6 protein-coding genes are annotated in these 5578 nt (G+C 65.2%); 1 reads left to right on the top strand and 5 read right to left on the bottom strand.

Features of this window, described 5'->3' with window-relative positions:
• Positions 1 to 45: 45 nt before the first annotated feature.
• A complete protein-coding gene (locus TVB01_RS16420; protein WP_422456972.1) occupies positions 46 to 558 on the bottom strand; it encodes a VOC family protein in 513 nt (170 codons plus the stop codon).
• 96 nt (positions 559 to 654) lie between these two features.
• On the opposite strand from TVB01_RS16420, the gene TVB01_RS16415 reads away from it, so the two are divergent.
• Complete coding sequence (locus TVB01_RS16415; protein ID WP_422456971.1) at positions 655 to 1473, top strand: helix-turn-helix domain-containing protein; 819 nt, start codon at positions 655 to 657, stop codon at positions 1471 to 1473.
• 19 nt (positions 1474 to 1492) lie between these two features.
• On the opposite strand, the gene TVB01_RS16410 is transcribed toward TVB01_RS16415, so the two are convergent.
• The 4 genes from TVB01_RS16410 to TVB01_RS16395 all read right to left on the bottom strand — a co-directional run bounded on the left by TVB01_RS16410 (position 1493) and on the right by TVB01_RS16395 (position 5460).
• Positions 1493 to 2377 (bottom strand): carbohydrate ABC transporter permease, encoded by an 885-nt coding sequence (locus TVB01_RS16410; RefSeq protein ID WP_422456970.1) that lies wholly within the window; start codon positions 2375 to 2377, stop codon positions 1493 to 1495.
• A 3-nt stretch (positions 2378 to 2380) separates the two neighbouring features.
• The gene (locus TVB01_RS16405) at positions 2381 to 3217 is read right to left on the bottom strand and encodes a carbohydrate ABC transporter permease (protein WP_422456973.1); all 837 of its coding nucleotides are present in this window, start codon (positions 3215 to 3217) and stop codon (positions 2381 to 2383) included.
• A gap of 114 nt (positions 3218 to 3331) precedes the next feature.
• Positions 3332 to 4657 carry an extracellular solute-binding protein gene (locus TVB01_RS16400; RefSeq protein ID WP_422456969.1) on the bottom strand — a complete coding sequence of 442 codons (1326 nt, stop codon included), beginning with the start codon at positions 4655 to 4657 and terminating at the stop codon, positions 3332 to 3334.
• A gap of 212 nt (positions 4658 to 4869) precedes the next feature.
• Entirely contained in the window at positions 4870 to 5460 is a 591-nt protein-coding gene (locus TVB01_RS16395) for a rhodanese-like domain-containing protein (protein WP_422456968.1), read from the bottom strand.
• Between the last annotated feature and the right edge of the window lie 118 nt (positions 5461 to 5578).

Genomic DNA, 5578 nt, shown 5'->3' with positions numbered 1-5578 from the left:
CAACGACTACGTCTACTGGCGCCTGCCGTAACGTCCGTAGGCGGCTCAGCCCTGCTGGGCCGCCCACTCGGCCACGCGTGCTGCGCTTTCTTCCTCTGACAGGTCCTCGACCCGGGTCATGATGGTCCAGCGGATTCCGAAGGGATCGCGGATGCTGGCGAACCTGTCCCCGGAAACGAAGGTCTCCAGCGGTTCCCGGACAACTGCGCCGGCCGCTTCGGCACGTGAGACCACCTCATCAGCGTCGGAACAGTAGAAGCCAAGGGAGTAGCAGGCTGTGTCCGGCTCCGGCGGGTCCACCAAGCCGTAGCCGGGATTCGGTTCGCCGAGCTGGAGATGGCCGTTGCCGAGGTCCAGGTCCGCGTGGACTGTCACGCCGTTCATCTCCGTTACGTCCACGACCCTGGCACCGAAGACATCCTGATAGAAACGGATTGCCTCCGCGGCTCGCGGGACGGCTACGAACGGTGTGAGACTGGTCAGGCCGTGGGGAACTCCGGCGGTGGTGTACCGGCCGGTGGCTCCGGAGTGCTTGTTCTGGTTCTGGGTTGTAGTCATGCAATCAGGCTAGGGACCCGGGCTGCCCGGCGGCTTGGCGATTTGCGACAACCGGGCATATTTTCCTAACCCGCGGCGACGTGTGCAGGAGGAGTGATGGAGGAGCAGTGGCGCGGCCCCCTGTATCCAGCCCGGCTGCCCTCGTTCCATCGGGTACCCGCGCCCGCGCCGCTGGCGGACCGGATCCGCTGGTTCTGGATCCCCGAATGGGACCTGGCACCGGGCAGGACCTCCCGGCAGGAAGTCCTGCCCTTCCCCGCGCTGAACTTCGTGATCGAGCCCGGCGGTGCGAGGCTGTACGGACCCGCAACACGGCGGTCCTTCCGCGACCTCACCGGCACCGGCTGGGCCTTTGGCCTGCTCCTGCGTCCGGCGGCTGTTCCCTTCCTGTGCGCTGACCCGGGTGCACTCAGGGACATCGACATCCCGCTGGAGGTGCCTGCGCTGCGGACGCCTGTCACCGATGCGATGGTTTCACAGGCGGGCGACGACGGCGGCGCCCGCCGCGCTGCGGCCGTTGCGGCGGCGTCGGACTGGGCGGAAACGACACTGCCGAAGCCTTCGCCGGAGGGCATGCTGGCCAATCGGTTCGAAGAACTGATTGAAGCGGATCCCTCCCTGACGCGCGTGGATCAGGCCGCTGACCTGATGGGAGTGTCGGTGCGGAGCCTGCAGCGGATCGCCCGTAAGCACGTGGGGCTGCCGCCGCTGGCGATGATCCGGCGGTACCGGCTGCAGGAGGCAGCTGAGCGGCTGCGCACCGATCCGGGCCTGGGAATTGCGGACGTTGCCGCCGAGCTTGGCTATGCCGACCACGCCCACCTGACGGACGTGTTCCGGGAGGTGCTGGGGTTTACGCCCAGCGGGTACCGGCGGGAAGCGGCGTCCGGGGAACTGGAAGAAAGGCACGGTTGACGTGAGAGGTACCGTGTCCTCAGCCCTTCATCGCCCCGCTGATCGCGAAGCTGCCGCCCATGGCGCGGGTGGCAATGTAAAGGATGATGACCGGGAGCGAGTAGAGGATGGAGAAAGCTGCCAGCTCGCCGTAGGCCACGCCGCCGTACTGGTCGAAGAAGCGGAAGATGCTCACCGCGGCGGGCTGCTTGCTCTCGGCAAACAGGAGGATGAACGGAACGAAGAAGTTGCCCCAGCCTTCCAGGAACACGAAGATGAACACCACTGCCAGCCCGGGACGCATCAGCGGCAGCACCACGTAGAACAGCGCCTTCATTGACGAGGCGCCGTCAATCCACGCCGCTTCCTCCAAACTGACGGGGACCGAGTCCATGAAGTTCTTTGTCATCCAGATGGCGATCGGCAGGAACGTGGCGCCCATGAAGAAGATGGTGCCGCCGAGCGAATCGAGCAGGTTCAGCTGCACGAACAGGCTGTACACCGGAACCATGATGGCGGTGATCGGCAGGCAGGTGCCGAACAGCACCGTATACATAAAGGGGCGCTTGAAGCGCAGCTGGTAGCGGGAGAGGGGATAGGCCGCCAGCACAGCCGCCGTCACGGTGACCAGCGCTGAACCGGTTGCCAGCAGGAAACTGTTCAGCAGCGGAATAAAGGTCTGCTGCGCATTCAGAATCGCGCCGAAATTATCCAGCGTCAGGGTCGATGGCACGGTCAGTTCATAGGTGGCATCGGCGTTCAGGGACGCGGCCGGCAGCCAGGTCAGCGGGAGCAGGAAACACCCGGCGAACAGCAGCAGCACCAGGTTGGACGCCCGCCCGGCCTTCCGGCGGTGCGCGGGCGTGCGGCGGCTGTGCGCCGGGAGCTTGGTGGACGGCACGGAGGGGGCAGCGACGTCGGCCATTGCCTAATCCTTCCTTTCCCGCAGCATGCGGATATAGGCGATGGAGAAGACTGCGCCGATGAGCAGCATGACGACGGCGATGGCCGTTCCGTAGCCAATGTCGCCGAACTGGAAGGCCTGTTCGTACGCCATGATCGGCAAGGTGGTGCTCGCGTTCAGCGGGCCGCCGCGCGTGACCACGAAGATCAGGGTGAACGTGCCCAGGGTCAGGAGCGTGATCAGCATCAGGTTGGTGGCGATGCTGCGCCTGATCATCGGCAGGGTGATGAAGCGCAGGCGCGCAAAACCGCCGGCGCCGTCGATCGTGGCGGACTCGGTGACTTCCGGCGGTACATCGTTCAATGCGGCCTGGTAGTTCATCATCGAGAAGGCCGTGCCCCGCCAGATGTTGGCCAGGATGAGGGCGAACATGGGGTGTTCGTACAGCCAGTCCACCGCCGGCAGCCCGGCCAGTCCGGTGAGCTGGTTGAGCATCCCGTCGCGGAAGAAGAAGGCGTAGGTGATGAAGGCGGCCACGATTTCCGGCAGTACCCAGGCGGCCACCACACAGGTTCCGACGACGGCGGCTACTACCCGGTTGGCGCGCTGCATCAGCAGGGCCAGCCCGAGTCCCAGGCAGTTCTGCCCGATCACGGCCGAGCAGAACACAAAGATGAAGGTCAGCCACAGGGACTGCGGGAAGAGGGGATCGGCGAGCAGGCTGCGGTAGTTCTCCAGGCCAATCCACTCCGGGTTGCGGGCGCTGGCGCCGGTGAGCCCGGTGTCGGTGAAGGAACCGTAGAAGGCCCACAGGATCGGCCCGCCCAGGAACACCAGCAGAAGTACGACGGCGGGGGCCAGCGGGAGAAGCCGACCCGCCTTGCGGACCCGGTTGCGCGGAACCCGGGGACCGGCTGTAACTGCCCGGTCCTCCGCGGAGGAGGACCGGGTCCCGGCGGAGGTAGCCACCGCGGGCTACTTCTCTATGACGTTCTCTTCGCCGACGATTTTCGTCAGGGTTTCGTCGTAGGTTTTGGCGGCTTCCTCGGGGGACTTGCCGCCGGCCACGACTTCCTGTGTGGCAGTGAGGACGGCGGTATCGATCTCGGCGAAGTCTGCGGTGGCCGGACGGTAGTTGCTGACGTCCAGGACCTCGGTAACCTCAGCGGCGAACGGGTTCATGTCCTGGTATTCGGGTGCCTCGGCCACATCGGTGCGGACGGCGATTTTGGACGCGTCCACGGTGTAGGCCAAGGAGTTCTCGTAGTCCATCGCGGTTTTGACGAAGTCCACCGCCAGGTCCGGGTTCTCCGTTCCGGCACCGACGGCCAGGGTCCAGCCGCCGGACATACTGACGGCACCGGGTTCCTGTCCGTTCTGGGTGGGGAACGGCGCGGTGGCCATGACCTCGCTGTACTCTGGCCATTCGTAGTCTGCCCCCTCCTGCCAGAACTGCGGGGCGTACGAACCCTCCACCGTGGCACCCATCTGGTCCTGTGGAAGCATTTCCCCAACAATCTTCTGCCAGATGTTCGGGTCCAGCGCTTCGGCCGGCGTGACGGCGAGCTCTTCGTCGTAGATGGTCTTGAGGAAGGCCAGTGAGTCGGTGAATCCCTGCGACCCGGTGACCCACTTCTGATCGTCCTCGTCGTAGAGGGTGCCGTCCTCGGTGCCGTAGAGCAGTTCGTAGAAGCTCTGCATGGTTCCGGCGTACATGCTGAACGGGACCACCTCCGGGTTGGCGGCCTTCACGGTGCGTGCCATGGAAAGGAGGTCGTCCCACGTTTCGGGTTGCCAGGGCATCTCGATGCCGGCGTCGCCCAGCACGTTCTGGTTGTACCAAATGACCCGCGTGTCCGTCTCCAGCGGAACAGCGTAGGTACTGCCGTCGTCGCCCAGTCCTGCCTGCTTTGCTGTTTCGTTGAAGGTGTCCCAGTCTTCCCAGTCGGCGAGGTAATCGTCGAGCTGGAGCACATATCCGGCGTCGACGTCGGCGCGGAGCTTGAAGGAGTCCTCCACGAACACGTCCGGTGCCGTATCGGGGGAGCGCTGGGACAGTGCGAGCTTGGTGGCGTAGTCCTCGTCATTGCCTTCGATCGGCGTCAGCTCCACGGTGATGCCGTCGTTCTCCGATTCGAACTGCTCCTTGGTGTTCTGCATCAGCGCCTCGAGCACCGGATCAGCCTTCTTGTAGGCAACGCGCAGGGTCTGCCCCTCCCCGTCCGAACTGTCTCCCGCGCAGCCGCTGAGCACAAGCCCAATGGCCGCGGCCCCCACGAGTGTCTTGGTTATCGAGCGCATGGTTCTCCTTTGATCCACGACTGTCCCGGCCCTCGTCAGCGGCCCTGAGGAGACCTGAGGGTAGTCCCAAGATGCACGGAACTCAACGGGGCTGTTGATACTGGCGGGGTTTAAGGGGAAGAAAGGTCCCGAGGGGTGAACGGCTGTTTTAAGCTGAAGAAGGCCCGCTCCGTTGGGGCGGGGCGGGCCATCACCAGGGAAAGCGTCCGCAGTTAGCGGTCCAGGTTCGCTTGGATCTCTTCCCAGCCCGGCTCGGAAGCGCCCTGATTCCACGGCAGGTATGCCAGGACTTTGCCCATCGCGCAGGTGTTGGACAGGGCAGAGAACACCAGCCCGCCACTGATGCCCCCGGCCAGCACCCGGAACTTCGGCGACGCGATGCGCCCGGCGAGCAGGCCGAGCCCTACGAGGCTTCCGGCGGCGAAACGCACCTGGCGCTCCATGTCCCAGACCTGCTTACCGCGGACCACGGAGCCGCCGGCCTTTTCGACATCGTCCACGCTGCCGGAGAGCACCTGACCGCCCTGAAGTCCGGCTGCGGCCAGGCGCTCGTGCGCCTGCTTGGCGCGGACACCGGACTGGCACAGGATCACGACGTCGCTGCCCAGCCGGGCGGAGAGCTCAACGGTGTGCGCCGAGAGCAGGGGCAGCGGAATGTTGTGGGAACCCGGGATGTGGGCGGACTCAAACTCCGAAGGATTGCGGACATCGATGACCGTGAGGTTCGGGTTGTCCTCAAGCAGTGCCTTCAGGGCGGGGGCGTCGATGGTCTTGGTGGTCTCTGCGGTGGCAGCGGGTGACATTCGGTTCCTTCGGTTGGCGTGGCCGGAGTGGAGCATCCACCCTATGGGCCGATGCTGGGAGAAGTCCGGGATGTTACGTCGCGTGGCCCGGGCAGATATTTTCCGGGCGGGGAGGGAG

The sequence above is a fragment of the Arthrobacter sp. 7Tela_A1 genome (genome assembly GCF_049311065.1).
Classification (GTDB): Bacteria; Actinomycetota; Actinomycetes; order Actinomycetales; family Micrococcaceae; genus Arthrobacter_B.
This window is presented reverse-complemented; position numbering and strand designations above follow the sequence as displayed.